Below are 23307 nucleotides of genomic sequence, written 5' to 3' on the forward strand. Positions count from 1 at the left end.
ATGTTTTGATGAAACTGCTTTACCTCGCCTCCGGCTCACCGCGTCGCCGTGAATTGCTCACGCAGATCGGCGTGCAGTTCTCCGCCATCAGCGCGGACATCGACGAAACCCCGCTTCCTGAAGAATCCCCTTCGGCCTATGTCGAACGCCTTGCGCGTGGCAAGGCCGAGGCCGGTCGCCGTTCGGTCGTCTCTGATCAGCCGTTCTGCGTGCTTGGCGCCGACACCGCTGTGGTGCTCGACGGCAAAATTCTTGGCAAACCGGTGGACGAAGCCGATGCATGCGCCATGCTGATGATGTTGTCCGGCAACGAACACGAAGTGCTGACCGCCATCGCCGTGCTTGAAGGTGAGCGCTGCGAGTCGCGGGTGGTGCGCAGTCGGGTGCGTTTCCGCAGCATCAGCCGCGATGAGGCCGGCGCCTACTGGGCCAGTGGCGAACCGCGCGACAAGGCCGGCGGCTATGGCATTCAGGGCTTGGGTGCGGTGTTTGTCGCCGGGCTCGAAGGCAGCTATTCGGCGGTGGTCGGCTTGCCGTTGTGCGAAACCTGCGAGGTGTTGGGCCATTTCGGCATACCCTGTTGGCAAAACCTGAACACGCCCTGAGCGTCGTACGAATCCAGATGCGGCCACTATCGTGAACATGCCTGAACGAGATCCTGCCATGAGTGAAGAGATTCTGATCAACATCACGCCGATGGAATCGCGCGTGGCGGTGGTCGAAAACGGTGTGCTGCAAGAAGTCCACGTCGAGCGCACGCAGAAACGCGGGATCGTCGGCAACATCTATAAAGGCAAGATCGTCCGTGTACTGCCGGGCATGCAGGCGGCATTTGTTGACATCGGCCTCGATCGTGCGGCTTTCATTCACGCCGCCGAAATCTCCCTGCGCGAAGGCCCGGCGGTGGAAAGCATCAGTTCGCTGGTGCACGAAGGCCAGAGCCTGGTGGTGCAAGTCACCAAAGACCCGATCGGCTCCAAAGGCGCACGCCTGACCACACAACTGTCGATTCCTTCGCGTTATCTGGTGTACATGCCGCGTACCGCTCATGTCGGCATTTCCCTGAAGATCGAAGACGAAGCCGAGCGCGAGCGCCTCAAGCAGGTGGTCAGTGATTGCGTGGCCAAAGAAGGCATCAAGGAGGCCGGCGGTTTCATTCTGCGCACGGCTGCTGAAGGCGCGGGCGCTGATGAAATCCTCATGGACATCCGCTACCTGCGGCGCCTCTGGGACCAGATCAACGAGCAGATCAAGACCATCGCCGCGCCGAGCGTGATTTACGAAGACCTCGGCCTGGCCCTGCGCACCCTGCGTGACCTGGTCAATCCGAAAATCGAGAAGATCCGCATCGATTCCCGGGAAACCTTCCAGAAAACCACGCAGTTTGTCGCCGAACTGATGCCGGAAATCGCCGATCGTCTGGAACACTATCCGGGTGAACGACCGATCTTCGATCTGTACGGTGTCGAAGACGAAATCCAGCGCGCGCTGGAGCGCAAGGTGCCGTTGAAGTCTGGCGGCTATCTGGTGATCGATCCGGCGGAAGCCATGACCACCATCGACGTCAACACCGGGGCGTTCGTCGGTCATCGCAACCTCGAAGAAACCATTTTCAAGACCAATCTCGAAGCGGCCACGGCGATTGCCCGGCAGATGCGCCTGCGCAATCTCGGCGGGATCATCATCATCGACTTCATCGACATGGAAGATGAAGAGCACCAGCGTCAGGTCCTGCGCACTCTGGAGAAACAGCTGGAGCGCGACCACGCCAAGACCAACATCATCGGCATCACCGAGTTGGGCCTGGTGCAGATGACCCGCAAGCGCACCCGCGAAAGCCTTGAGCAGGTGCTGTGCGAACCGTGCAGCAGTTGTCAGGGACGCGGCAAGCTGAAGACCGCCGAAACCATCTGTTACGAGATCTTCCGCGAGATTCTGCGCGAGGCGCGGGCCTATCAGGCCGAGGGTTATCGGGTGCTGGCCAACCAGAAAGTGGTCGATCGTCTGCTTGATGAAGAGTCCGGTAACGTCGCCGAGCTTGAAGGCTTCATCGGTCGCACCATACGCTTCCAGGTGGAAACCATGTATTCCCAGGAACAATATGACGTGGTGCTGCTCTGAAACCCTGCATCACCCTTCATTCAACGCGGCTGGCCTCAGCTTTTCGCAGTTTTTTTGCCATGGGAGCCAACTGACATGGAGCGTCTGACACGCATTCTGGCCGCACTCACCCGCTGGGGGCTGGGCCTGTGCGCGTTGGTTCTGGTGTTGATGGCGTTGTACGTCAGCCTCGGCCGCGAGCTGACGCCACTGGTGGCCGAATACCGCGCCGACATCGAAGACAAGGCCAGCGCCGCCCTCGGCATGCCCTTGCAGATCGGTGAGCTGGAAGGCAACTGGAGCGGTTTCGCGCCGATCCTGCTGGCCCATGACGTGATGGTCGGCGACGGCGCCAACGCGCTGCGCCTCGATCGCGTGCGGGTGGTGCCGGATATGTGGGGCAGCGTGTTGGCCCGCGAAGTACGTCTCGCGCATATCGAACTCAACGGTTTGAAGATCAGCCTCAAGGAAGCCGAAGACGGTACCTGGGCGCTGGAAGGGCTGCCGGTGCAGAAGGATCAACCGTTCGATGCGGTGCAACTGTTCCAGCGCTCGCAGATGATCAGGCAACTGTCGGTGCTCGACAGCCAGGTGACCCTGCAACCGCTCGATCACCCGCCCATGACGCTCACCTATGTCGGCCTCAATCTGCGTACCGGCGCCAGCCGCCAGCGCCTCGACGCGCGTCTGACCTTGCCCGATGGCCAGCCTGTCGCGCTGAGTCTGCGCAGCCAGCTTCGTCCCGATCAGTGGCAGAACAGCGCCATCGAGGGTTATGCCAGCCTGCCGCAGAGCGACTGGGCGAAATGGCTCCCCGAGCGCCTGACCCAGCAATGGAATTTTTCCGAGATCAAGGCCGGCGGCGAACTCTGGGTCGATTGGGCCGAAGGCGCGTTGCAAAGCGCCGCGTTGCGCCTGAATGCGCCGCAAGTGACCGGTGCCTACGCCGAGCGCAAGCCGATCCAGATCAACAATCTGGCGCTCAACGCCTATTACCGCAACACAGCCGAAGGGGTGAAAGTCACCCTCGATTCACTGGCGATGAGCTTCGGCGAAACCCGCTGGGAATCCCATGTGCAGGTGCAGCAGACCCGCGCCAGCGCCAAGGCTGAAGAGCTCTGGCATTTGCAGGCCGATCGCCTCGATCTGACCCCGATCACGCCGCTGCTCAATGCGCTGGGGCCGTTGCCACAAAGCTTCGCCACAGTGGTCGAGCGTTTGAAGGTAACCGGCGGCCTGCGTAACGTGTTGCTGGACTTCCGCCCGACCGCCACCGATGGCAACAAATTCGGCTTTGCCGCCAACCTCGACAACGTCGGTTTCGATGCCTACCACGGCGCTCCGGCGGCGCGCAATGTCAGTGGCAGCCTGAGTGGCAACCTCGACGGCGGCGAGTTGCGCCTCGACAGCAAGGATTTCGTCCTGCACCTCGATCCGATTTTCGCCAAGCCATGGCAATACCTGCAGGCCAATGCGCGGCTGACCTGGAAGCTCGACAAGGATGGCTTCACCCTGATTGCGCCATACCTCAAGGTATTGGGCGAGGAGGGCAAGATTGCCGGCGATTTCCTCATTCGCCTGCACTTTGACCATAGCCAGGAAGACTACATGGACCTGCGCGTCGGCCTGGTTGATGGCGACGGTCGCTACACCGCGAAATACCTGCCGGCGGTGTTGAGCCCGGCGCTTGATGATTGGCTGCGCACAGCGATCCTCAAAGGCGCAGTGGACCAGGGCTTCTTCCAGTATCAGGGCTCGCTGAGCAAGAACGCTGGCGAGGCTGATCGCAGCATCAGCCTGTTCTTCAAAGTGCACGACGCCGAGCTGGCGTTTCAGCCGGGCTGGCCGCATGTGAGCAAAGTCAGCGGCGATGTGTTCATCGAAGACAGCGGCGTGCGCATCTGGGCCAGCAAAGGCCAGTTGCTCGACACCCAAGTCAGCGATGTCTTCGTCAATATTCCTCATGTACCGGCCGGACAGAACTCGCATTTGTTCCTGGATGGCGCATTTGCCGGTGGTCTCGGCGACGGCTTGAAGATTCTTCAGGATGCGCCGATCGGCACTGGTGAGACCTTTGCTGGTTGGGAGGGTGCGGGTGATCTGAATGGCAAGCTCAAGCTGGATATTCCGCTGGCCAAGGGCGAACAGCCGAAAATCCTCGTCGATTTCAAAACCGCCAACGCGCGGCTGAAACTGGCCGAACCGAAGCTCGAACTGAGCCAGCTCAAGGGCGATTTCCGCTTCGACAGCAATAAAGGCCTCAGCGGCCAGAACATCTCTGCACGGGCCTTCGACAAACCGGTCACTGCGCAGATCTTCGCTGATGGCAGCCCCAACCAGATCAAGACCCGGGTTGCGGCGTCGGGGCAGGTCGAAGTGAAGAAGCTCACTGACTGGCTGGGTGTGACCCAGCCGTTGCCGGTGTCCGGGACGATTCCGTATCAGTTGCAGCTGAATCTTTCCGGGGCCGACAGTCAGTTGCTGGTCAGCTCCAGCCTCAAAGGCGTGGCGGTGGATCTGCCGGCGCCGTTCGGCATGACCGCCGATGTCGGGCGCGACACAGTGTTTCGCATGACCCTGCAAGGGCAGGAGCGGCGTTACTGGTTCAATTACGATCAACTGGCCAATTTCACTTTTGCTGCGCCGCCGAGCAATTTCGCCGACGGCCGTGGCGAACTGTTTCTCGGCGCTGGCGAAGCGGTGTTGCCGGGCGCCAAGGGCCTGCGCATTCGCGGGGTGCTGTCGGAACTGGACGTCGCGCCGTGGCAGGATTTGGCCGGCAAGTACGCTGGCGGGGATCCGGGCGGCAGCGCCAAGCAACTGCTGAGCAGTGCTGACATCAAGGTCGGCAAATTGACCGCGTTCGGCACCACGCTGGATCAGGCTTCGGTGCAGATCAATCGCAAGCCAGGCGCGTGGAACCTGGCGCTCGACAGCCAACAGGCCAAGGGCAGCGCCAGCCTGCCGGACGCCAACGGCGTGCCGATTGCGGTGAATCTGCAATACGTGAAACTGCCGGCGCCGGACCCGGCGGTGCAGGCTGACGAGAACGCGCCTGATCCATTGGCGTCGGTCGACCCGACGAAAATCCCGGCGCTGGATATAACCCTCAACCAATTATTCCTCGGCCCCGACCTGGTGGGTGGCTGGTCGCTGAAAGTGCGGCCGACCGCCAAGGGCATCGCGCTGAACAACCTCGACATGGGCCTCAAGGGCATCCTCCTGCAAGGCAACGGCGGCTGGGAAGGCGCGCCGGGGGCGACCAGCAGTTGGTACAAGGGCCGCATTGGCGGCAAGAATCTGGCCGACGTGCTCAAAGGCTGGGGCTTCGCGCCGAGCGTGACCAGCGAAGAATTCCATATGGATGTCGACGGCCGTTGGCCGGGCTCGCCGGCGTGGCTGGCGACCAAGCGCTTCTCCGGCACCCTCGATGCCTCGCTGAACAAAGGCCAGTTCGTTGAAGTGGAAGGCGGTGCTCAGGCGCTGCGGGTGTTCGGCCTGCTCAACTTCAACTCGATCGGCCGGCGCCTGCGTCTGGACTTCTCCGACCTGTTCGGCAAAGGCCTGAGCTACGACCGGGTCAAAGGTTTGCTGGTGGCGAACAATGGTGTCTACGTGACACGTGAGCCGATTCGCCTGACCGGGCCTTCGAGCAACCTTGAGCTGGACGGCACGCTGGATCTGGTTGGTGACAAGGTCGATGCGAAATTGCTGGTGACCTTGCCGGTGACCAACAACCTGCCGATCGCCGCGTTGCTCGTCGGCGCACCGGCGGTCGGCGGCGCGCTGTTCCTCATCGACAAGCTGATCGGCGACCGCGTCGCGCGCTTCGCCAGCGTCAAGTACACCGTCAAAGGCCCATGGAAAGAGCCGAAAATCACCTTCGACAAGCCTTTTTAACTAGCAGACACTACCCGTGTAGGAGCTGCCGAAGGCTGCGATCTTTTGATCTGGCTCTTAAAAAAAATCAACAGATCGCAGCCTTCGGCAGCTCCTACACAGTCATATGCAAATCCCGGGGAGCGGCCATGTCTTTAGCGGTGATTCAAATGGTCAGCCAGAGCGACGTGCCGGCCAATCTGGCCCAGGCCCGGCGCCTGCTTGAACAGGCCGCCGCCGGCGGGGCGAAACTCGCGGTGCTGCCGGAAAACTTCGCCGCCATGGGCCGTCGCGACGTCGCCGATATCGGCCGCGCCGAGGCCTTGGGCGAAGGGCCGATCCTGCCATGGTTGAAACAGACCGCCCGCGACCTCACCTTATGGATAGTCGCCGGCACGTTGCCGTTGCCACCGTTGGGTCAACCCACGGCCAAAGCCAATGCCTGCTCATTGCTGATCAACGAGCACGGCGAGGTGGTCGCGCGCTATGACAAGCTGCATCTGTTCGATGTCGATGTCGCCGACAATCGCGGCCGGTACCGTGAATCCGATGACTATGCTTATGGCGGTAATGTAGTGGTGGCGGATACGCCGGTGGGGCGAGTCGGTCTGAGCGTGTGTTACGACTTGCGTTTCCCGGAGCTGTACAGTGAATTGCGTGCCGCCGGTGCCGAATTGATTACTGCACCGTCGGCGTTTACGGCCGTGACCGGCGCCGCGCACTGGGATGTACTGATCCGCGCGCGGGCCATCGAAACACAGTGTTATATCCTGGCGGCCGCGCAGGGCGGCAGCCATCCCGGACCGCGTGAAACCTTCGGGCATGCGGCGATTGTCGACCCGTGGGGGCGCGTACTGGCCCAACAGGATCAAGGCGAGGCGGTGTTGCTGGCCGCCCGCGACAGCGATGAACAAGCGTCCATCCGGGCGCGCATGCCGGTGACGCGTCATCGGCGGTTTTTCTCGCAGGGCGCCCAGCGGCCTGCTTCAGAACACGAATTTAAGGCGTAAACCTATGAGCGAGTTGTTGTCCTCAGTCAGTGATCACCTGTTGGCACCCGGCGGTGTCACGATCGAGAGCCTGCAAGGCGTGCTCGGCGATCTGGCCGGGCCGGGCATCGATGCCGCCGACCTGTATTTCCAAGGCCAGATTTCCGAGTCATGGGCGCTGGAAGACGGCATCGTCAAGGAAGGCAGCTTCAACCTCGATCAGGGTGTCGGCGTGCGGGCGCAGTCCGGTGAGAAAACCGGTTTTGCCTACAGCAACGCGATCACCCTCGAGGCCCTCGGCGCAGCGGCCCGCGCCGCGCGTTCGATCTCCCGCGCCGGGCAGAACGGCACCGTGCAGGCGTTCACCAGCCAGGACGTCGCGCAACTGTACGCGCCGGATAACCCGCTGGAAGTGCTCAGCCGCGCGGAAAAAGTCGAGTTGCTCAAACGCATCGACGTCGCCACCCGCGCACTCGATCCACGGATTCAGCAGGTCAGCGTGAGCATGGCCGGGGTCTGGGAGCGGATTCTGGTGGCCTCGACCGACGGCGGCCTGGCCGCCGATGTGCGTCCGCTGGTGCGTTTCAACGTAAGCGTCATCGTCGAACAGAATGGCCGTCGCGAACGCGGCGGGCACGGCGGCGGTGGGCGTACCGATTACCGCTACTTCCTCGCCGAAGACCGCGCCATGGGTTATGCCCGCGAAGCGCTGCGCCAGGCACTGGTCAACCTTGAAGCAATTCCAGCGCCGGCCGGTACCTTGCCGGTGGTGCTGGGTTCCGGCTGGTCCGGGGTGCTGCTGCACGAAGCGGTCGGTCACGGTCTGGAAGGCGATTTCAACCGCAAGGGCAGCTCGGCCTATAGCGGGCGCATGGGCGAAATGGTTGCCTCCAAGCTTTGCACCATCGTCGATGACGGCACCTTGAGCGGTCGTCGCGGTTCGCTGAGCGTCGATGACGAAGGCACACCAACCGAGTGCACCACGCTGATCGAAAACGGCGTGCTCAAGGGCTACATGCAAGACAAGCTCAATGCGCGGCTGATGGGCGTGGCGCGCACCGGTAACGGTCGTCGCGAATCCTATGCGCATCTGCCGATGCCCCGGATGACCAACACCTACATGCTCGGTGGCGAAAGTGATCCGGCGGAAATCATCGCCTCGGTGAAGAAGGGCATCTACTGCGCCAACCTCGGCGGCGGTCAGGTCGATATCACCAGCGGCAAGTTCGTGTTCTCGACCAGCGAGGCTTATCTGATCGAGGACGGCAAAATCACCGCACCGGTCAAAGGCGCGACATTGATCGGCAACGGTCCCGAGGCGATGAGCCGGGTGTCGATGGTCGGTAACGATCTGGCGCTGGACAGCGGTGTGGGTACATGCGGCAAGGATGGGCAGTCGGTGCCGGTAGGTGTCGGCCAGCCAACGCTGAAAATCGATGCGATCACCGTGGGTGGCACGGGCGCATAAGAACGGTGGGGCTTTCGGGTGGCGCGCAGGACGGCCACCCGGTGGCGATTATCAACGCAGACCGCGTTGAGTCTCGTCCAGCTCCCGAATGTATTTGAAGATCTTGCGGCTCGAAGCAGGTGGTTTGTTTTGCGCAACCTCATGCTGGGCCTGACGGATCAGGGAACGCAATTGCTGGCGATCGGCGTCCGGGTACTCGATGACGAATTTTTCCAGCACGGCGTCATCGCCCGCGATCAGGCGGTCACGCCAGCGTTCCAGATTATGGAAACGCTCGTTGTACTGGCGAGTGGAGGCATCGAGTTGATCGAGCAGAGTCAGAATCGCGTCAGTGTCCTGGTCGCGCATCAGTTTGCCGATGAACTGCAAATGCCGTTTACGCGCGATGTTCGCGGTGTGCTTGGGCGCATCGGCCAATGCCCGGCGCAAAGCGTCGGTCAACGGCAGTTTGGCGACCAGATCAGGCTTGAGTGTGGTCAGGCGCTCGCCGAGGTCAACCAGCGCATGCAACTCGCGTTTGACCTGAGATTTGCTTTTTTCTCCCGTATCGAGGGAGTCGTCGTAAGAATCAACCATGGTGGCAGTCCGCAAAGAAACGCCGCCATGATAACCAGTCGGGGGCCGCTTGTCCGGCCCGGTCGCTCGATGACCCCAGCCGAAAGCAGAATTTGAGTGGAGATGAGCATGAGTGCAGTTCAAAGCGTCGGCCCGCAGGCATTGCCGGCACTGCAAGAACAGGTCGAGCAGATCATCGCCGAAGCCAAGCGCCAAGGCGCCAGCGCCTGTGAAGTCGCGGTGTCGCTGGAGCAGGGGCTGTCGACCTCGGTGCGTCAGCGCGAGGTCGAAACCGTTGAATTCAATCGTGATCAGGGTTTTGGCATCACCCTGTACGTCGGCCAGCGCAAAGGCTCGGCCAGCACCTCGGCCACCGGGCCGGAGGCGATTCGTGAAACCGTCGCTGCAGCACTCGCGATAGCCAAACACACCTCCGAGGACGAAGCCTCGGGTCTGGCCGACGCCGCACTGATGGCCAGGGATGTGCAGGACTTCGACCTGTTCCACGAATGGGACATCACCCCGGAACAGGCCATCGAGAAGGCTTTGCTCTGCGAGGCAGCGGCGTTCGATGCCGATGCGCGGATCAAGAACGCCGACGGCACCACCCTCAGCACCCATCAGGGCTGCCGGGTTTATGGCAACAGCCACGGTTTCATCGGCGGTTACGCGTCGACCCGGCACAGCCTGAGTTGCGTGATGATCGCCGAAGCTGACGGGCAGATGCAGCGCGATTACTGGTATGACGTCAATCGCCAGGGCAGTCTGCTCGCCGATCCGGTGAGCATCGGCCAGCGTGCCGCGCAACGGGCGGCGAGCCGTCTGGGCGCGCGGCCGGTGCCGACCTGCGAAGTGCCGGTGCTGTTTTCCGCCGAACTGGCGGGCGGTCTGTTCGGCAGCTTCCTCTCGGCAGTATCCGGCGGCAGCCTGTATCGCAAATCGTCGTTTCTGGAAGGCACACTGGGGCAGAAGCTGTTCCCGGAATGGCTGACCATTGATGAGCGTCCGCATCTGATGCGTGCCATGGGCAGTGCTTCCTACGACGGTGATGGCCTGGCGACTTACGCGAAACCGTTCGTCGAAAAGGGCGAGTTGGTCTCCTACATCCTCGGCACCTATTCCGGACGGAAACTGGGCATGCCGAGCACCGCCAACGCGGGCGGGGTGCACAACCTGTTCGTCACCCATGGCGACGAGGATCAGGCAGCACTGCTCAAGCGCATGGGCCGGGGATTGCTGGTCACCGAGTTGATGGGCCATGGCCTGAACATGGTCACCGGTGACTATTCGCGCGGCGCTGCGGGCTTCTGGGTGGAAAACGGCGAGATCCAGTTCGCCGTGCAGGAAGTGACCATCGCCGGCAACATGCGTGACATGTTCAAGCAGATTGTCGCAGTGGGTAATGATCTGGAACTGCGCAGCAACATTCGCACCGGGTCTGTGTTGATCGAGCGGATGACTGTCGCCGGCAGCTAAGCCGCGAATCCGCCAACAAAAAAAGGCGCGCCATCCGTTGTGGATGGCGCGCCTTTTTTATTCGCTTCGCACAAATCCCCTGTGGGAGCGAGCCTGCTCGCGAAAGCGGTGGATCAGTTGCAAATGTGCTGGCTGACACGGCGCATTCGCGAGCAGGCTCGCTCCCACAAATGAACAGCGCAAACTCGAACGCTTGTTTTGGTTCTCATTATCATCTAATAATAAATCTCATTTCCGGACGAGTCACGGATCATGAGTTCTGCCTTGCACGAGCAGCCCTACCTCGAAAGCCGGCGCTGGATGAGTCGCCAGATCCGTTGCGCGCTAACGCCTGCAAGGAAGGCTGTGCGGTGATCGACGTCGCCCTGGAACACACCCGCCTGTCGCGCAGCCAGCTGAAAGAGTTGCTCAACCCCGAGAAACTCACCGCCGGCGGCGTGTAAACCCCGCAACCGCTTTGGAGGCTCATCATGGAGCACTGGAAACGCACGATCGAACGGGCCAATCGCTGCTTCATGCTGGGCGAACTGATCGACGCCCGCGAGGCTTACCTGCAAGCCCTGGCCCTGGCGCAAGTGTTGTTCGAACGCTGGGCGGATGCCGACGAAGCGGTGGCGGCCTGCGTCGTCTCACATCACAACCTGGCTGACCTGCATCTGCGCCTGAACCAACCGGAGGAGAGCGCCGAATATCTCTGTGCCATCCATCAACGTTTGTTGCAGACCATGCAGGACGAGCGCTTGCGTCCGGCCCTGCGTGAGGCGGCGCTGCGCCAGAGCAGCAAGACCTATGTCGAACTGTTGAACTTCATCAGCGAGCACGGCGAATACCCACGCACCCAGCGCCTGCTGCATCCGGACACCGGCAATGCCCGCCGCGCCGCAACTTCTCATCAGTATGGAGTCCATTGAAATGGCTTTTACCTTGCCTGCCTTGCCTTACGCCTACGATGCCCTCGAGCCGCACATCGATGCGCAGACCATGGAAATCCATTACACCAAGCATCACCAGACCTACATCAACAACCTCAACGCCGCCGTGGAAGGCACCGAGTTCGCCGAGTGGCCGGTGGAAAAACTCGTCGCCAGCGTCCAGCAGCTGCCGGAAAAACTTCGCGCGGCGGTGATCAATCAGGGCGGCGGCCACGCCAACCATTCGCTGTTCTGGGAAGTAATGGTGCCCAACGGTGGCGGCAAGCCCAGCGGCGCGCTGGCCAAGGCCATCGACGAGCAACTGGGCGGACTCGACAGTTTCAAGGAAGCGTTCACCAAAGCCGCGCTGACCCGTTTTGGCAGCGGCTGGGCGTGGCTGAGCGTGACACCGGATAAAAAACTGGTCGTGGAAAGCAGCGGCAACCAGGACAGCCCGTTGATGAACGGCAACACCCCGATCCTTGGCCTCGATGTCTGGGAGCACGCTTACTACCTGCGTTACCAGAACCGTCGCCCGGAATACATCAACGCGTTCTACAACGTGATCAACTGGCCGGAAGTTGCTGCGCGCTATCAGGCCGCACTGGTTTAAGCCTTCAATAAAAACAATCAGGGCTGACTATGGGCACGGAAACACTGGCGATTGGCAGCGGGCGCATGTTTCGTTACGCGGTGGGTTCGCTGTTGCTGTTGGCGGGTATGACTTTACTGGTCGCCCACGCTTTGCAATGGCTGAATCTGGAACCGAGGCTGTTGCGCGCCTTGCAGGGCGGTGCCATCTGCGCCTTGGGCACGGCGCTTGGCGCGGTGCCGGTGCTGGTGATCCGGCGCATGCCGCAGGCACTAAGCGACACCTTGCTGGGATTTGGTGCCGGGGTGATGCTGGCGGCGACGGCGTTTTCGTTGATCGTGCCGGGCATAGCTGCAGCTGAGAGCCTTGGCCTGACGCCGTGGGCCGCCAGTGGCCTGATCTGCTTCGGCATCCTGCTCGGTGCGTTCGGTCTGTATCTGGTGGATCGGCGCATTTGCGGTGCCTCGCCGGAGATGCTCGTCGGCACGTTGGAGCATCCGGTGATTCCATCGCGAATCTGGCTGTTCGTGTTCGCCATCATCGCGCACAACATTCCGGAAGGCATGGCGGTTGGCGTATCTGCCGGAGGCGGGATGGCGGACGCCGACAGTCTGGCGATGGGCATTGCGTTGCAGGATGTGCCGGAAGGACTGGTGATTGCTCTGGTGCTGGCCGGGGCGGGAATGTCGCGGGTCAGAGCGTTTCTGATCGGCGCGGCGTCGGGGCTGGTCGAACCGATATTTGCGCTGCTGTGTGCGTGGCTCGTGAGTCTGGCTCAGGTGCTGTTGCCGTTGGGGCTGGCACTGGCGGCGGGGGCGATGTTGCTGGTGGTGACCCACGAAGTGATCCCGGAATCGCGCCGTCATGGGCATGACAAGCTGGCCAGTCTGGGCCTTCTGATCGGGTTTTGTCTGATGATGGTGATGGATACGGCGTTGGGGTGAATGGAGGCGAGGAACAGTGTCCCCGCCTCGAGGATTATTCACCTTCGTCGAAATACCTTTCGATCAGATCGACCAATGCGTCCATGGCTTCCTGAGCCTGTTCGCCTTCGGTGCTCAAATGGATCTTGGTGCCTTTACCCGCCGCGAGCATCATCATTGCCATGATGCTCTTGCCGTCGACAGTCGTTTCAGGTGTGCGTCCCACTCGGATCGTGCAGTCTGGATACTGACCCGCCACGCCGACAAATTTGGCCGATGCCCGGGCATGCAGGCCCAGCTTATTGATGATTTCGATTTCACGAGCAGGCATCGCGGTGTAAATCCTTTAGGTGAGGTCGCGGTGGCGAACCTGGACGTTCTTCAGGGTTTTCTGCAGGGCCTGACCCAGTCGTTCGGTCAGGTAGACGGAGCGGTGATGCCCGCCGGTGCAGCCAATGGCAATGGTGACGTAGGCGCGGTTGCTGGCGGCGAAGCGTGGCAGCCACTTGTTCAGGTAGGCGTAGATGTCCTGATACATTTCTTCGACATCCGGCTGCTGCGCCAGGTACTCGGCCACCGGTGCATCAAGGCCCGACTGAGCGCGCAGCTCCGGTTTCCAGTACGGATTGGGCAGGCAGCGCACGTCGAACACCAGGTCGGCGTCGACCGGCATGCCGCGCTTGAAGCCGAACGACTCGACCAGAAACGCCGTACCGGGCTCCGGTTGATTCAACAGGCGCAACTTGATGGTGTCGCGCAGTTGATACAGATTCAGACTGGTGGTGTTGATCTTCAGGTCGGCCAGATCGGCAATCGGACCGAGCAGGGCGGTTTCGTCGTGAATCGCCTCGGCCAGTGAGCGATTGGCGTTGCTCAGCGGGTGACGACGACGGGTCTCGGAAAAACGCTTGAGCAGGGTTTCTTCATCGGCGTCCAGGTACAGCACATCGCACTTGATATGCTTGGCACGCACGTCTTCGAGCAACTCAGGGAAACGTGACAGATGGCTGGGCAGGTTGCGCGCATCGATCGACACGGCGACCAGCGGCTGCGCCAGTTCCGTGTGAATCAGCGCCCGCTCGGCCAGTTCCGGCAGCAAACCGGCCGGCAGATTGTCGATGCAGTAGTAGCCGTTGTCCTCAAGGACATTCAGGGCGGTACTTTTACCCGAGCCCGAACGGCCACTGACAATGATCAAACGCATGATTAGTGCCCGTTCTGCTCGTCCAGTACGACCTGGTACAAGGCTTCATTGCTCGGAGCGCTGCGTAGCTTGTCGCGCACTTCCTTGCGGTCGAGCATGCTGGCGATCTGGCGCAACAACTCCAGATGCGCGTCGGTTGCGGCTTCCGGGACCAGCAATACGAACAACAGGTCCACCGGAGCGCCGTCGATGGCGTCGAAATCGATCGGGGCTTCGAGGTGCAGCAGGGCGCTCACTGGCCCCGCGCAGCCCTTGAGGCGGCAGTGGGGAATGGCGATGCCGTTGCCAAAACCGGTGGAGCCGAGTTTTTCACGGGCGATCAGCGCCTCGAAGACATCCTGCATCGCCAGATCCGGCACTTCGCGGTGGATCAGGTTGGCAATCTGTTCGAGGGCTTTTTTCTTGCTGCCGCCCGGCGCGTTCACTTGGGAACGGCCGGGGGTCAGGATGGTTTCAAGTCGGATCATGGATAGGGGTGTTAACGACCGGTCGCGCCCTGGAGGAGGCTCTGGGTCTTTTCCTTATGCTTTTTGAGTTGGCGATCCAGCTTGTCGGTAAGTGAGTCGATCGCAGCGTACATGTCGGTATCTTCTGCGTTGGCGACCACTTCGCTGCCGGGGATATGCAAGGTGGCTTCGATCTTCTGCTTCAGCTTTTCGACGCACATCGTGACCTGCACGTTGGTGATCTTGTCGAAATGTCGCTCCAGTCGCTGGAGTTTTTCCTCGATGTAGGAACGCAGAGGTTGGGTCACTTCCAGTTGGTGTCCACTGATGTTGACTTGCATACAGCTTCTCCTTCGTTGCCAGTGCATAAAGCGGCAGGCCGAAAAGCCTGCCACTGGAACGCTGTAACGTGGCTTACATCAACCGCTTGCGTTCGCTCGAAGGCGCGATTCCGAGGGATTCGCGGTACTTGGCGACGGTGCGGCGAGCCACCTGAATGCCTTGTGCCTCCAGTAAACCAGCGATCTTGCTGTCACTCAACGGCTTTTTCTGATTTTCCGCAGCGACCAGTTTCTTGATGATCGCGCGGATCGCCGTGGACGAGCATTCGCCGCCTTCGGAGGTGCTGACGTGGCTGGAGAAAAAGTATTTCAGCTCATAAATACCGCGCGGGGTATGCATGAATTTCTGTGTGGTCACCCGGGAAATCGTCGATTCGTGCATGCCGACCGCTTCGGCGATGTCATGCAATACCAACGGCTTCATCGCTTCGTCGCCGTATTCGAGGAAGCCGCGCTGATGTTCGACGATCTGCGTGGCCACTTTCATCAGGGTTTCGTTGCGGCTCTGCAGGCTCTTGATGAACCAGCGGGCTTCCTGCAACTGGTTGCGCATGAAGGTGTTGTCGGCGCTGGTGTCGGCACGCTTAACAAACCCGGCGTACTGGGCATTGACGCGCAGGCGTGGCACCGATTCCTGGTTCAGCTCGACCAGCCAGCGCTCGTTGTCCTTGCGCACGATCACATCGGGAATGACGTATTCGGCTTCGGTTGATTCGATCTGCGAGCCCGGACGCGGATTGAGGCTCTGTACCAGCTCGATGACCTGGCGCAGCTCGTCTTCCTTGAGCTTCATCCGGCGCATCAACTGGCTGTAATCGCGGCTGCCGAGCAGGTCGATGTAATCGGCGACGAGGCGCTTGGCCTCGGTCAGCCACGGCGTCTTCGCGGGCAGCTGGCGCAATTGCAGCAGCAGGCATTCGCTGAGGTTGCGTGCGCCGATACCGGCGGGCTCGAATTGCTGGATGCGATGCAGGACGGCTTCGATTTCGTCGAGCTCGATGTCCAGTTCCGGATCGAACGCTTCAAGAATTTCTTCGAGTGTTTCGTCCAGATAGCCCTGATTGTTGATGCAGTCGATCAGGGTGACAGCGATCAGGCGATCGGTGTCGGACATCGGTGCCAGGTTCAGTTGCCAGAGCAGATGGCTTTGCAGGCTCTCGCCGGCGGACGTGCGGGTGGTGAAATCCCACTCATCGTCATCGCTGCTGGGCAGGCTGCTGGCGCTGGTCTGGTAGACGTCTTCCCAGGCGGTATCCACTGGCAGTTCGTTGGGGATGCGCTCGTTCCAATCGCCATCCTCGAGGTTATCCACCGTCGGGGCGGTTTCCTGGTAGGAGGGTTCCTGGATTTCGGCGGGCTTCTGTTCGGCGTTGTCGGCCAGCGGATCGGCGTTGTCGAAGTCGTCGCCTTCTTCCTGGCGCTCGAGCATCGGATTGGATTCCAGAGCCTCCTGGATCTCCTGTTGCAGGTCCAGGGTCGACAATTGGAGCAGGCGGATGGCCTGTTGCAGCTGCGGTGTCATCGTCAGCTGCTGGCCCATTCTCAAGACTAGCGATGGTTTCATGGCAGGGGCTTAACACCTTATTCGCCGGCGCTTTGCGCCATCCACTACAGGGCGCCGAAGCGCCAAACTTAAGCAAATTATATGCCTGAAACTGAAGTGTTTGCCTAGAGCGCTGTAACAATTAAAGCGGATAAATGCGCCTTGAATCGATACAGCGCTGTCGCGCTTACAGGCGGAACTCGTGACCCAGATACACTTCCTTGACCAGATCGTTGGCCAGGATGGTCTCGGCATCGCCTTCAGCGATCAGTTGACCGTCGTTGACGATGTAAGCGGTTTCGCAGATATCCAGCGTCTCACGCACGTTGTGGTCGGTGATCAGCACGCCGATGCCCTTGGCCTTGAGGTGATGGATGATCTGCTTGATGTCGCCGACCGAGATCGGGTCGACACCGGCGAACGGTTCGTCGAGCAGGATGAACTTGGGTGCAGTGGCCAGGGCGCGAGCGATTTCCACCCGGCGACGCTCACCGCCGGACAGGCTCATGCCGAGGTTGTCGCGGATGTGGCTGATGTGGAATTCCTGCAGCAGGCTTTCCAGCTCCTTGCGACGACCGGCCTTGTCCAGCTCCGGGCGGGTCTCGAGGATCGCCATGATGTTGTCGGCGACCGACAGTTTACGGAAGATCGACGCTTCTTGCGGCAGATAGCCGATACCGGCCTTGGCGCGGCCGTGCATCGGCTGGTGGCTGACGTCCAGATCATCGATCAGCACACGGCCCTGATCTGCCTGCACCAGGCCAACGATCATGTAGAAGCACGTAGTCTTGCCGGCGCCGTTCGGGCCGAGCAAGCCGACGATCTGCCCGCTGTCGATCGACAGGCTGACGTCACGCACGACCTGGCGGCTTTTATAGGCCTTGGCCAGGTGCTGAGCTTTCAGAGTTGCCATTACTGGGATTTCTCTTCGGTTTTCTTCTTCGGCTGGATCACCATGTCGATGCGCGGACGCGATTCGGTGACCTTGCTGCCCGTGGCGCGACCGGCGCTGGCCAGCTTCTTCACGGTGTCGTAGACGATTTTTTCGCCCTGGGTGACGTTGTTATCCTTGTCGATAACCTTGGCCTTGTCGATCAGCACCACCCGGTTCTGCTGGGCGTGGTATTGAATCGTCACGCCGTAGCCCTTGACTGGGTTGGCGTCGCCCTGGGTCTGCAACTGCTCGAAGTAAGCCAGGTTGCCTACCGATGTCACCACGTCGATGTCGCCATTGGGCGCGCGCGTCATGGTCACGGTGTTGCCTTTAACGATCATCGAGCCTTGGGTAATGATCACGTCACCTTTATAGGTGGCGATGCCATTCTTGTCGTCCAGTTGGGCGTCGTCGGCCTGAATGCGGATAGGCTGCTGCTGATCGTTCGGCAGGGACCAGGCGCTCGCGCTTCCCAGTGCTGCGCCCAGACTGAGCAAAATAGGGAGGGTTTTAACGAGCCTCATACTGTCCTCTTACGTTCGATTGCAGGTGTATCCTGCTGTCCTTCAGGTACGCTTTCATTCCGACGCCAGTCGATACGCCGCCAGCGCCCTCGATTCTAACGGGTTGCGCGGTCTGCGCATATTCTTGCTGCGGGAACACGGTCATGCGGGTGCTGGTGATCAGGGTTCCGCGCTGTTTCTCATCGGTGCGCTGTACGCGTACCGAATCGATCAATTCAACTTCGGTGCCGCCCGAATTCACTTCGCCGCGCTCGCTGGTCACGTGCCACGGGAAGTCGGTGCCGCGGTACATGTTCAAATCAGGCTTGGTTACCAGAGTGACATCGGTGGCCTTGACGTGCTCGGCCTTGTCGGAGGTCATCTCGTACTGCACCTTGCCGTCGGGCAGGTATTGAATGGTGTGCGTGTTGGTCGCGTACCAGTCGATCGGATTCTCGGCGGCCGAGACCGGCGGCTTGTCGAGGAAGCGCTCAGGGCTGATGTTCCAGTAGCCCACCGCAGCGAAAATCGCCGCGATGCAGCCGAACAGCAGGAAATTGCGAAACTTTTTGCTAAACATGGTCAGGCTCACAGGTACGCGGCGTTGGCCGCTTCGAGGCGGCCCTGGGCGCGCAGGATCAATTCGCAGAATTCGCGGGCGGCACCTTCGCCGCCACGGGCGCGGGTAACGCCGTGGGCGTGTTCGCGGACGAAATCGGCAGCGTTGGCCACCGCCATGCCCAGCCCTACACGGCGGATCACCGGCAAGTCTGGCAGATCGTCACCGAGATAGGCGACTTCCTCATAGCTTAGGCCCAGTTGCGCGAGCAGGCCGTCGAGCACCACCAGTTTGTCCTCGCGCCCCTGAAACAGGTGCGGGATGCCGAGGTTCTTAGCGCGTCGCTCGACCACCGGGGTCTTGCGGCCACTGATGATCGCCGTTTGTACGCCGGCATTCATCAGCATCTTGATGCCCTGGCCGTCGAGGGTGTTGAAGGTCTTGAACTCGCTGCCGTCTTCGAGGAAGTACAGGCGCCCGTCGGTGAGCACACCGTCGACGTCGAACACTGCCAGTTTGATCGCTTTGCCGCGTTGCAGCAGATCGTTGCTCATTACATGACTCCTGCGCGCAGCAGATCGGAGAGGTTGAAGGCGCCGATCGGGCGATCCTCCTCGTCGACGACTACCAGGGCGTTGATTCGATGGTCTTCCATGATTTTCAGGGCTTCGGCGGCGAGCATGTCGGGCCGGGCGGTCTTGCCGTGTGCAGTCATCACCTGGTCGATGGTGGCGCTGCGGATGTCGATGGCGCGATCCAGCGTGCGGCGCAAATCACCGTCGGTGAAGATCCCGGCGAGCTTGCCATCGGCCTCAATAATAGCGGTCATGCCCAGACCCTTGCGGGTCATTTCCATCAGCGCGTCCTTGAGCAGGGTGCCGCGTTGTACCTGCGGCAGCTCCTGTCCGGCGTGCATGACGTTTTCGACTTTCAGCAGCAGGCGACGGCCAAGGGCACCGCCCGGATGCGAGAACGCGAAATCTTCAGCGGTGAAACCACGAGCTTCCAGCAGCGCCACGGCCAGGGCATCGCCCATGACCAGTGCGGCCGTGGTCGAAGAGGTCGGTGCCAGATTCAGCGGACAGGCTTCGTGCTCGACATGCACATTGAGATTGACCTCGGCAGCCTTCGCCAATGGCGACTGTGGATTGCCGGTGACGCTGATCAGCTGGATACCCAGGCGTTTGATCAATGGCAGCAGCGTTACGATTTCGTTGGTCGAGCCGGAGTTCGACAGGGCCAGAATCACATCGTCGCGGGTGATCATGCCCATGTCGCCGTGGCTGGCTTCGGCCGGATGCACAAAAAACGCCGGAGTGCCGGTGCTGGCCAGGGTGGCGGCGATCTTGTTGCCAATGTGCCCGGATTTGCCCATGCCGACTACGACCACACGGCCCTTGCTGGCCAGAATCATCTCGCAAGCGCGTACGAAATCGGCGTCGATATGGGCCATCAAGCCTTGGACGGCTTCCACTTCGAGGCGGATGGTGCGTTGTGCCGATTGAATCAGGTCGCGGGTTTTGCTCATGTCAGAATCGTATGGGCCGATGAAAAGGCGGCGATTATAGCGGGTATGTGGCAAAGCCTCACGCAAGTTCGACGTGCTTTGTCATTACTGGTTACCAAAACCCTCTGAAAGTCGCTCAGGCCCTCTTCAGTCGGCGATCTTGGCCGGGTTCTCGCTTGGGCGCTCAGCCTTTGCAGTGATATAGTTCGCCGCCAGTTCGGCCTGCCCGGGATGCAGGTGTTTCCGAGGAAAGTCTGGCATCCCAGTGAGAGGCTGCATCGCAAGGAGTTTAGATGAGTGCCGATAACGCCTACGCGGTCGAGCTGAAGGGAGTCTCCTTCAAGCGCGGTGCGCGGAGCATTTTCAATAACGTCGATATCCGCATCCCGCGCGGCAAGGTCACCGGCATCATGGGGCCTTCCGGCTGCGGCAAGACCACGCTGCTGCGCCTGATGGGCGCGCAGTTGCGGCCGTCCGGCGGCGAAGTCTGGGTCAACGGGCAGAACCTGCCGACGCTGTCGCGCAGTGATCTGTTCGATGCGCGCAAGCACATGGGCGTGCTGTTTCAGAGCGGTGCGCTGTTCACTGACCTCGATGTGTTCGAGAACGTGGCCTTTCCGCTGCGGGTGCACACGCAACTGCCGGAAGACATGATTCGCGACATCGTCCTGCTGAAATTGCAGGCCGTGGGGCTGCGTGGCGCCATCGACCTGATGCCGGACGAACTGTCCGGCGGCATGAAGCGCCGCGTGGCGCTGGCCCGGGCGATTGCCCTCGATCCGCAAATTCTCATGTACGACGAGCCCTTCGTGGGCCAGGACCCGATCGCCATGGGCGTGCTGGTGCGCCTGATCCGCCTGCTCAACGATGCACTGGGAATCACCAGCATCGTGGTCTCGCACGACCTGGCGGAAACGGCGAGCATTGCCGACTACATCTATGTCGTGGGCGATGGTCAGGTGCTGGGGCAGGGCACGCCGGATGAGCTGATGAATTCGGATGACCCGCGTATCCGTCAGTTCATGACCGGTGATCCCGATGGCCCGGTGCCGTATCACTTTCCAGCGACGGATTACCGCGCAGATCTTCTGGGGAAGCGTTGATGCGCAGAATTTCATTGATGGAACGCGTGCGTCGGTTCGGCGAATCGGCGATCGACGCGGTCGCGGTGTTTGGTCGGGCGACCCTGTTCCTGTTTCACGCCCTGCTGGGCCGTGGCGGTATCAGCGGTGGTTTTGGCCTGTTGGTCAAGCAGCTGCATTCGGTCGGCGTCATGTCGCTGGTGATCATCGTGGTCTCCGGCATTTTCATCGGCATGGTCCTGGCGCTGCAGGGCTTCAGCATTCTTTCCAGCTATGGTTCAGAGCAGGCTGTAGGGCAGATGGTCGCCCTGACGCTGCTGCGTGAACTGGGGCCGGTGGTCACGGCGTTGCTGTTTGCCGGGCGGGCCGGTTCGGCGTTGACCGCCGAAATCGGCAACATGAAATCCACCGAGCAGCTGTCCAGTCTGGAAATGATCGGTGTCGATCCGCTCAAGTACATCATTGCTCCGCGCCTGTGGGCCGGCTTCATTTCCCTGCCGGTGCTGGCGATGATTTTCAGCGTCGTCGGCATCTGGGGCGGTTCGTGGGTGGCGGTCGACTGGCTGGGCGTCTACGAAGGCTCGTACTGGGCGAACATGCAGAACAGCGTCAACTTCACCAGTGATGTGCTCAATGGCGTGATCAAGAGTGTCGTTTTCGCCTTTGTCGTGACCTGGATCGCCGTATTCCAAGGCTATGACTGTGAACCCACTTCCGAGGGAATCAGTCGTGCCACCACCAAGACCGTGGTGTTTGCCTCGCTGGCAGTGCTCGGTCTGGACTTTATTCTGACCGCTTTGATGTTTGGAGATTTCTGATGCAAAACCGCACCCTGGAAATCGGTGTCGGCCTGTTCCTGCTGGCAGGGATCCTGGCTTTGCTGCTGCTCGCCTTGCGCGTCAGCGGCCTGTCTCCGACTTCGTCCACCGACACTTACAAGTTGTATGCGTATTTCGACAATATCGCCGGTCTGACGGTCAGAGCCAAAGTGACCATGGCCGGTGTGACCATCGGCAAGGTCACCGCAATCGATCTGGATCGCGACAGCTTCACCGGTCGGGTCACGCTGCAAGTGGATAAAAAGGTCGACAACCTGCCGGTCGATTCGACTGCATCTATCCTCACCGCGGGTCTGCTGGGCGAGAAATACATCGGTATCAGCGTCGGCGGTGAAGACACCCAGTTGAAAGACGGTGGAACCATCCACGACACGCAGTCGTCACTGGTACTGGAAGACCTGATCGGTAAATTCCTGCTCAATACCGTTAGCAAAGACGCCAAATGAGGAGCTTTTGAATGATCTCTATCTTGCGACGTGGCCTGTTGGTGTTGCTCGCGGCCCTGCCGTTGATGGCTAACGCTGCACCGGGGCAATCGGCTCATGACCTGATTCAGGACACCACGAACCGGATGCTTGCCGACTTGCAGGCAAACAAAGAGAAGTACAAGCAGGATCCGCAGGATTTCTATGCGGCGCTCAACAACATTGTGGGGCCGGTGGTGGATGCCGAGGGCATCTCCAAAAGCATCATGACCGTGAAGTATTCGCGCAAGGCCACGCCTGAGCAGATGCAGCGCTTTCAGGAAAACTTCAAGCGCGGTCTGTTCCAGTTCTATGGCAACGCTCTGCTGGAATACAACAACCAGGGCATCACGGTTGACCCGGCCAAAGACGAATCGGGCGACCGCACCAGCGTCAACATGACCGTCAAAGGCAGCAATGGCGCGATCTATCCGGTGCAGTACACGCTTGAGAAGATCAGCGGCGAGTGGAAACTGCGCAACGTGATCATCAACGGCATCAACATCGGCAAGCTGTTCCGTGACCAGTTCGCCGACGCCATGCAACGCAATGGCAACGATCTGGACAAGACCATCGATGGCTGGGCCGGTGAAGTGGCCAAGGCCAAGCAGGAAACCGACAAAGCCGCCGCGAAGCCAGCGCAATGAGTGAGGCGGCAGTTCGCATGAGTGATGTCGACGAGCTGGTGCTCAGCGGCGTGCTGGATTACCGCACCGGGCCTGAGCTGCGCAAGGAAGGGCAGGCGCTGATCAAGTCGAGCAAGGCGTCGGCGCTGGTCATCGATTGTTCGGCGGTGCAGAAGTCCAGCAGCGTCGGCCTGTCGTTGCTGCTGTGCTTCACGCGCGATGCCCAGGCGGCCGGCAAGGCCGTCAGCATCCGTGCGATGCCTGAAGACATGCGCGAAATCGCTCAGGTCAGTGAACTGACCGAGCTGTTGGCGCAACCCTGAACCATCATCTATAAAGAAGCCCCCCGTCAGAGTCCTGCGTTGC

General features: G+C 60.8%; 25 protein-coding genes and 1 pseudogene. 15 read left to right on the plus strand and 11 right to left on the minus strand.

All coding sequences use genetic code 11. The features are described from left to right. Positions 1 to 8 precede the first annotated feature (8 nt). The 5 genes from NF676_RS04795 (at position 9) to tldD (ending at position 8436) form a co-directional block, all read left to right on the plus strand. Positions 9 to 605, plus strand: a complete 597-nt coding sequence (locus NF676_RS04795; protein ID WP_073473801.1) for a Maf family protein — start codon at positions 9 to 11, stop codon at positions 603 to 605. 58 nt (positions 606 to 663) lie between these two features. Next, on the plus strand, positions 664 to 2121 hold the full coding sequence (gene rng, locus NF676_RS04800; RefSeq protein ID WP_016771696.1) for a ribonuclease G: 1458 nt from the start codon (positions 664 to 666) through the stop codon (positions 2119 to 2121). A 75-nt stretch (positions 2122 to 2196) separates the two neighbouring features. Continuing rightward, positions 2197 to 6000 carry a YhdP family protein gene (locus NF676_RS04805; protein WP_252887321.1) on the plus strand — a complete coding sequence of 1268 codons (3804 nt, stop codon included), beginning with the start codon at positions 2197 to 2199 and terminating at the stop codon, positions 5998 to 6000. Between the two features lie 128 nt (positions 6001 to 6128). After that, positions 6129 to 6989, plus strand: coding sequence for a carbon-nitrogen hydrolase family protein (locus NF676_RS04810; protein ID WP_056782936.1), 861 nt, complete (start codon positions 6129 to 6131; stop codon positions 6987 to 6989). A gap of 4 nt (positions 6990 to 6993) precedes the next feature. Further along, positions 6994 to 8436: a metalloprotease TldD gene (gene tldD / locus NF676_RS04815; protein ID WP_016771693.1), complete on the plus strand. Its 1443-nt coding sequence runs from the start codon at positions 6994 to 6996 to the stop codon at positions 8434 to 8436. Positions 8437 to 8487: 51 nt separating this feature from the next. Here tldD and yjgA read toward each other — a convergent pair whose 3' ends face one another. Beyond that, entirely contained in the window at positions 8488 to 9012 is a 525-nt protein-coding gene (yjgA, locus tag NF676_RS04820; protein WP_016771692.1) for a ribosome biogenesis factor YjgA, read from the minus strand. A 108-nt stretch (positions 9013 to 9120) separates the two neighbouring features. Between yjgA and pmbA the strand changes: the two genes are divergently transcribed. The 5 genes and pseudogenes from pmbA to NF676_RS04845 all read left to right on the plus strand — a co-directional run bounded on the left by pmbA (position 9121) and on the right by NF676_RS04845 (position 12914). Beyond that, positions 9121 to 10467: a metalloprotease PmbA gene (gene pmbA, locus NF676_RS04825; protein ID WP_024011613.1), complete on the plus strand. Its 1347-nt coding sequence runs from the start codon at positions 9121 to 9123 to the stop codon at positions 10465 to 10467. Between the two features lie 252 nt (positions 10468 to 10719). Next, positions 10720 to 10800 (plus strand): annotated as a pseudogene (locus NF676_RS04830) (FagA protein); the annotation flags it as partial. A 137-nt stretch (positions 10801 to 10937) separates the two neighbouring features. Continuing rightward, on the plus strand, positions 10938 to 11378 hold the full coding sequence (locus tag NF676_RS04835) for a DUF2753 family protein (RefSeq protein ID WP_252887322.1): 441 nt from the start codon (positions 10938 to 10940) through the stop codon (positions 11376 to 11378). Position 11379: 1 nt separating this feature from the next. Beyond that, on the plus strand, positions 11380 to 11991 hold the full coding sequence (locus NF676_RS04840) for a superoxide dismutase (protein ID WP_095180375.1): 612 nt from the start codon (positions 11380 to 11382) through the stop codon (positions 11989 to 11991). A 29-nt stretch (positions 11992 to 12020) separates the two neighbouring features. Then, on the plus strand, positions 12021 to 12914 hold the full coding sequence (locus NF676_RS04845; protein ID WP_252887323.1) for a ZIP family metal transporter: 894 nt from the start codon (positions 12021 to 12023) through the stop codon (positions 12912 to 12914). 34 nt (positions 12915 to 12948) lie between these two features. Here NF676_RS04845 and NF676_RS04850 read toward each other — a convergent pair whose 3' ends face one another. The 10 genes from NF676_RS04850 to NF676_RS04895 form a co-directional block, all read right to left on the minus strand. Beyond that, positions 12949 to 13224, minus strand: coding sequence for an HPr family phosphocarrier protein (locus NF676_RS04850; protein WP_016771685.1), 276 nt, complete (start codon positions 13222 to 13224; stop codon positions 12949 to 12951). A 15-nt stretch (positions 13225 to 13239) separates the two neighbouring features. Continuing rightward, the gene (rapZ, locus tag NF676_RS04855; protein ID WP_041477977.1) at positions 13240 to 14097 is read right to left on the minus strand and encodes an RNase adapter RapZ; all 858 of its coding nucleotides are present in this window, start codon (positions 14095 to 14097) and stop codon (positions 13240 to 13242) included. Between the two features lie 2 nt (positions 14098 to 14099). Next, the gene (ptsN, locus tag NF676_RS04860) at positions 14100 to 14564 is read right to left on the minus strand and encodes a PTS IIA-like nitrogen regulatory protein PtsN (RefSeq protein ID WP_041477978.1); all 465 of its coding nucleotides are present in this window, start codon (positions 14562 to 14564) and stop codon (positions 14100 to 14102) included. 11 nt (positions 14565 to 14575) lie between these two features. Further along, the gene (gene hpf / locus NF676_RS04865) at positions 14576 to 14884 is read right to left on the minus strand and encodes a ribosome hibernation-promoting factor, HPF/YfiA family (protein WP_007912419.1); all 309 of its coding nucleotides are present in this window, start codon (positions 14882 to 14884) and stop codon (positions 14576 to 14578) included. Between the two features lie 73 nt (positions 14885 to 14957). Then, positions 14958 to 16448, minus strand: coding sequence for an RNA polymerase factor sigma-54 (locus NF676_RS04870; protein ID WP_041477979.1), 1491 nt, complete (start codon positions 16446 to 16448; stop codon positions 14958 to 14960). A 166-nt stretch (positions 16449 to 16614) separates the two neighbouring features. Further along, positions 16615 to 17340, minus strand: a complete 726-nt coding sequence (gene lptB, locus NF676_RS04875; RefSeq protein ID WP_024011621.1) for an LPS export ABC transporter ATP-binding protein — start codon at positions 17338 to 17340, stop codon at positions 16615 to 16617. After that, positions 17340 to 17885 (minus strand): lipopolysaccharide transport periplasmic protein LptA, encoded by a 546-nt coding sequence (lptA, locus tag NF676_RS04880; protein ID WP_016771679.1) that lies wholly within the window; start codon positions 17883 to 17885, stop codon positions 17340 to 17342. Before lptA ends, lptB begins: the two co-directional genes overlap by 1 nt. Continuing rightward, a complete protein-coding gene (gene lptC / locus NF676_RS04885; RefSeq protein WP_024011622.1) occupies positions 17872 to 18444 on the minus strand; it encodes an LPS export ABC transporter periplasmic protein LptC in 573 nt (190 codons plus the stop codon). The genes lptA and lptC overlap by 14 nt, the downstream gene beginning before the upstream one ends. A gap of 8 nt (positions 18445 to 18452) precedes the next feature. Further along, positions 18453 to 18977, minus strand: coding sequence for a KdsC family phosphatase (locus NF676_RS04890; RefSeq protein WP_016771677.1), 525 nt, complete (start codon positions 18975 to 18977; stop codon positions 18453 to 18455). Continuing rightward, positions 18977 to 19951 (minus strand): KpsF/GutQ family sugar-phosphate isomerase, encoded by a 975-nt coding sequence (locus NF676_RS04895; RefSeq protein WP_024011623.1) that lies wholly within the window; start codon positions 19949 to 19951, stop codon positions 18977 to 18979. The genes NF676_RS04890 and NF676_RS04895 overlap by 1 nt, the downstream gene beginning before the upstream one ends. 272 nt (positions 19952 to 20223) lie before the next feature. On the opposite strand from NF676_RS04895, the gene NF676_RS04900 reads away from it, so the two are divergent. From NF676_RS04900 to NF676_RS04920, 5 genes are read left to right on the plus strand one after another with little or no spacing between them, the layout of a single operon-like run. Then, a complete protein-coding gene (locus NF676_RS04900) occupies positions 20224 to 21033 on the plus strand; it encodes an ATP-binding cassette domain-containing protein (protein ID WP_056782943.1) in 810 nt (269 codons plus the stop codon). Continuing rightward, positions 21033 to 21830, plus strand: coding sequence for a lipid asymmetry maintenance ABC transporter permease subunit MlaE (mlaE, locus tag NF676_RS04905; RefSeq protein ID WP_016771674.1), 798 nt, complete (start codon positions 21033 to 21035; stop codon positions 21828 to 21830). Before NF676_RS04900 ends, mlaE begins: the two co-directional genes overlap by 1 nt. Beyond that, on the plus strand, positions 21830 to 22297 hold the full coding sequence (mlaD, locus tag NF676_RS04910; RefSeq protein WP_016771673.1) for an outer membrane lipid asymmetry maintenance protein MlaD: 468 nt from the start codon (positions 21830 to 21832) through the stop codon (positions 22295 to 22297). The genes mlaE and mlaD overlap by 1 nt, the downstream gene beginning before the upstream one ends. An 11-nt stretch (positions 22298 to 22308) precedes the next feature. Further along, complete coding sequence (locus tag NF676_RS04915) at positions 22309 to 22962, plus strand: MlaC/ttg2D family ABC transporter substrate-binding protein (RefSeq protein WP_056782946.1); 654 nt, start codon at positions 22309 to 22311, stop codon at positions 22960 to 22962. Then, on the plus strand, positions 22959 to 23264 hold the full coding sequence (locus NF676_RS04920) for an STAS domain-containing protein (RefSeq protein ID WP_252868806.1): 306 nt from the start codon (positions 22959 to 22961) through the stop codon (positions 23262 to 23264). Before NF676_RS04915 ends, NF676_RS04920 begins: the two co-directional genes overlap by 4 nt. Positions 23265 to 23307: the final 43 nt, after the last annotated feature.

Origin of the sequence: Pseudomonas siliginis (genome assembly GCF_024072275.1) — a bacterium.
In the GTDB taxonomy this organism is placed as follows: Bacteria; Pseudomonadota; Gammaproteobacteria; order Pseudomonadales; family Pseudomonadaceae; genus Aquipseudomonas; species Aquipseudomonas siliginis.